General features: G+C 73.2%; 5 protein-coding genes. 2 read left to right on the forward strand and 3 right to left on the reverse strand.

The genetic code is table 11. From position 1 onward, the window contains the following. Positions 1 to 800 (reverse strand): S10 family serine carboxypeptidase-like protein (locus tag ACXVGS_RS18860; protein WP_458538205.1); only part of this gene is annotated, 800 nt, incomplete at its 3' end. 114 nt (positions 801 to 914) lie between these two features. Here ACXVGS_RS18860 and ACXVGS_RS18865 point away from each other — a divergent pair. Next, the gene (locus ACXVGS_RS18865; protein WP_458538206.1) at positions 915 to 1,718 is read left to right on the forward strand and encodes an exodeoxyribonuclease III; all 804 of its coding nucleotides are present in this window, start codon (positions 915 to 917) and stop codon (positions 1,716 to 1,718) included. 7 nt (positions 1,719 to 1,725) lie between these two features. On the opposite strand, the gene ACXVGS_RS18870 is transcribed toward ACXVGS_RS18865, so the two are convergent. Beyond that, positions 1,726 to 2,268 (reverse strand): methylated-DNA--[protein]-cysteine S-methyltransferase, encoded by a 543-nt coding sequence (locus ACXVGS_RS18870; protein ID WP_458530251.1) that lies wholly within the window; start codon positions 2,266 to 2,268, stop codon positions 1,726 to 1,728. A 106-nt stretch (positions 2,269 to 2,374) separates the two neighbouring features. Here ACXVGS_RS18870 and ACXVGS_RS18875 point away from each other — a divergent pair, with 106 nt between their 5' ends. Beyond that, a complete protein-coding gene (locus ACXVGS_RS18875) occupies positions 2,375 to 3,178 on the forward strand; it encodes an HAD-IIA family hydrolase (RefSeq protein ID WP_458530250.1) in 804 nt (267 codons plus the stop codon). Between the two features lie 52 nt (positions 3,179 to 3,230). On the opposite strand, the gene ACXVGS_RS18880 is transcribed toward ACXVGS_RS18875, so the two are convergent. Beyond that, on the reverse strand, positions 3,231 to 3,803 hold a 573-nt coding region (locus ACXVGS_RS18880), incomplete at its 5' end, for a galactokinase (protein WP_458538207.1).

Below are 3,803 nucleotides of genomic sequence, written 5' to 3' on the forward strand. Positions count from 1 at the left end.
CGGCCGTGGTAGTGCGCGACGGCGGCGAAGGTGGGCAGGAAGTTGACGTGGGCCCGGTCGTCCGGCTCGTGCAGGCCGATCGAGCCCATGTCCAGGACGCTGGAGATGAGCACGATCCCGTTGAGGTACATGCCGTAGCGGTCCTGCAGGTGGTCGGCCAGCGCCGCGGCGCGCAGCGTGCCGTAGGACTCGCCGGCGAGCAGCTTGGGCGACATCCACCGCTTGTTGCGGGTGGTCCACAGCCGGATCAGCTCGCCCACGGACTCGAGGTCGCCGGTGAACCCGTGGTACTCCTTCGGCTTGCCGCCCTCGACGGCGCGGGAGTAGCCGGTGGAGACCGGGTCGATGAAGACCAGGTCACTGACCGCGAGCAGCGACTCGGGGTTGTCCGCCATGGCGTAGGGCGGCGGCACCAGCGCGCCGACGTCGCCCATGACCACCCGGCGCGGGCCGAACAGGCCCAGGTGCAGCCACACCGAGGAGGAGCCGGGCCCCCCGTTGAACGCGAACGTCACCGGCCGCCTCGTGTCGCCACCGTCGAGGACGTAGGAGGTCAGGAACATCTCGGCCTTGGGCTTGAACCCCGCGAAGACGCCGTCCTCGTGGACCTCGTCGCGCAGCACCACCCGCCCGGTCGTGGCGGTGTAGCGCAGGGTGCGCCGGCCGACCTTGAGGGTGTGCCGGGTGGTCACCAGGTCGTCCTCCGGCGGCGCGCCGACGGTTCGGGTGGTCTGGTCCTGGTCGGCGCCGGCCCCGGCGGGCGCACTCGACGGCTCGGCGGGGGCGGTCTCCTCGGGCACGGAGCGACCCTAGACCCGGATCCCGTCCCGCGCCTCGTGATTCGGGCAGGCCCTGCGGTCGCCTCGACCCGGCCGGTGCCCGGGTCGTCCGGGGCCCCGGAGAGAATGGCCCCCATGCGTATCGTCACCGCCAACGTCAACGGCATCCGCGCCGCCGCCCGACGCGGAGGCATGGCCTGGCTCCAGCAGGCCGAGCCCGACGTGCTGTGCCTGCAGGAGGTCCGGGCCAGCGACACCCAGCTCGCGGCCGAGCTGCACGCCGGCGGCTTCGGCGACTGGCACGCGGCACACGCGGCCTGCGCGACCGCCGGGCGGGCCGGGGTGGCGGTGCTGACCCGCGAGCCGCACGATCGGGTGCAGGTCGAGCTGCCCGGGGTCGAGGAGTTCGCCTCGTGCGGGCGCTGGGTCGAGACCGACGTCGTCGTCGGCGGCCGGACGGTGACCCTGGTGTCGGTCTACGTGCACACTGGCGAGGCGGAGACCGAGCGCCAGGAGGAGAAGTACCGCTTCCTCGAGGCGATGACCACCCGCATGGCCGAGCTCGCCGCCGAGGACGCCCACGTCGTGGTCTGCGGTGACGTCAACGTCGCCCACCGGCAGGCGGACCTGAAGAACTGGAAGGGCAACCTCGGCAAGGCCGGGTTCCTGCCCGACGAGCAGGCCTACCTCGACAAGTGGCTGGCCGACGGGGCGTGGGTCGACGTGACCCGCCGGTCGGCAGGCGAGGTGGCCGGGCCCTACACGTGGTGGTCCTGGCGCGGCAAGGCGTTCGACAACGACGCCGGCTGGCGGATCGACTACCAGCTCGCGTCCGCGCCGCTGGCCGACCTGGTCACCCACACGTTCGTGGGTCGGGCCGACACCTACGCCGAGCGGTGGAGCGACCACGCCGCGGTGGTGGCTGACTACGACCTCTGACGCAGACTCAGTCCGCAGGCGACCAGTCCAGGGTCGGGGCGAGGACGCCCTCGAGGGTGAGCAGCCACTGCTTGATCGCGAGGCCACCGGTGAACCCGCCCAGGCCGTTGCTCGCGACCACCCGGTGGCAGGGCACGACGAGCGGCACCGGGTTCGAGCCCATGATCGTGCCGACCGTGCGCGGCACCATGGCCGGCTCGGGGTCGTCCTCGAACGCCCCGCTGCGCCGGGCGAGGCCGCCGTAGGTCACGGTCTCGCCGAAGCCGACCTGGGCGTGCAGGGTGCGCAGCACCTCCCGCTGCGGTCCGGACGTGTGGCGCCAGTCGACCGGCAGGTCCAGCCCGCGGGTGCGCCCCGCGAAGTAGTCGGCCAGCGCCTGCCGGACCCGGGCCACGCGCGGGTCGCCGGCCCCGTCAGCCGAGCCGGTCACCGCGCGCTCGCGGTCGCCGAAGAAGGACAGCCGTGCGACACCGACGTCGGTCACGGTCACGTCGACCGGACCGCAGGGCAGCGGCGTCTGCACCGTGAACGTCACCGGCTGGCTTGGCACGGCACCAGCATCCCGCCCGCCCCCGACAGCGTCGCGACCGCCCCGGCGACCTGTCGTCCGACCGCGACCCGGCGACCCGGCATACCAGCCTGAAAGGATGTCCCCCATGACCGAGCGCAAGCCGATCGACTGCTGGCTGACCGACATGGACGGGGTGCTCGTCCACGAGGAGCGCGCCATCCCCGGGGCGGCAGACTTCGTGACCAAGCTGATCGAGTCCGGCCGGCGCTTCCTGGTGCTGACCAACAACTCGATCTTCACCCCGCGTGACCTGCGTGCCCGCCTGCTGGCCAGCGGCATCGACCTGCCCGAGTCGGCGATCTGGACCTCGGCGCTGGCGACCGCGCAGTTCCTGGACGACCAGCGCGCCCGCGGCTCGGCCTACGTCATCGGTGAGGCGGGCCTGACCACGGCGCTGCACGAGGTCGGCTACGTGCTCACCGAGCGCAGCCCCGACTACGTCGTGCTCGGCGAGACGCGCACCTACTCCTTCGAGGCGATCACCAAGGCGATCCGCCTCATCGAGAAGGGTGCCCGCTTCATCGCCACCAACCCCGACCCGAGCGGCCCGTCGCCGGAGGGCTCGCTGCCCGCGACCGGCTCGGTGGCCGCGCTGATCACCCGCGCAACGGGCGTCGAGCCGTACTTCATCGGCAAGCCCAACCCGCTGATGATGCGCAGTGCCCTGAACCGCATCGACGCCCACTCCGAGACCACGGTGATGATCGGCGACCGCATGGACACCGACGTCATCAGCGGCCTCGAGGCCGGGCTGCGCACGATCCTCGTGCTCACCGGGTCCACCCGCGCCGAGCAGGTCGAGCGCTTCCCCTACCGCCCGACGCGGGTCGTGGACTCGGTCGCCGACCTCGTCGACCTCATCGACGAGCTCGCCCCGCCGCCGGCCTGACCCCGGTATGCCGTGTGGTCACCTGCCGCGGTGACCGCACGGACCGGGGCGCTCAGGCGTCCCTGCCGGCGGGGCCGCTGGCGTCCACGGCGAAGTAGCGGGGGGTGCGGAAGCCCGCGTCCTCGAACGCCTCCACCACGGCCTCGCCGACCTCGTCCTCGTCGCCCCACGGCACCAGGGCGATGGCCGAGCCCCCGAAGCCGCCGCCGGTCATCCGGGCGCCGACCGCCCCGTGGGCCCGGGCCGTGTCCACGGCCAGGTCCAGCTCGGGGCAGGAGATCTCGAAGTCGTCGCGCATCGAGGCGTGCGAGGCGTCGAAGATCTCGCCCAGCTCGCGGATCCGCCAGCGGCGCAGGGCCTCCACCGACTGCTCGACGCGGGCGATCTCGCTGACGACGTGCCGGGTGCGGGCCCGCACGACCGGGTCGTCCAGGCGGGTCAACGCCTCCTGCAGCTGCTCGGCGGGCACCTCCCGCAGCGAGGCCACGCCCAGCTCGCGGGCCGCCTGCTCGCAGCTGGCGCGGCGCTCGGCGTACTGACCGTCGACCAGGGAGTGCTCGGCGCGGGTGTCGACGACGAGCAGGGCCAGGCCGCGCGTCTCGGGCTCGAACGGCACGTGCTCGAC

It is taken from the genome of Oryzihumus sp., from assembly GCF_054325275.1.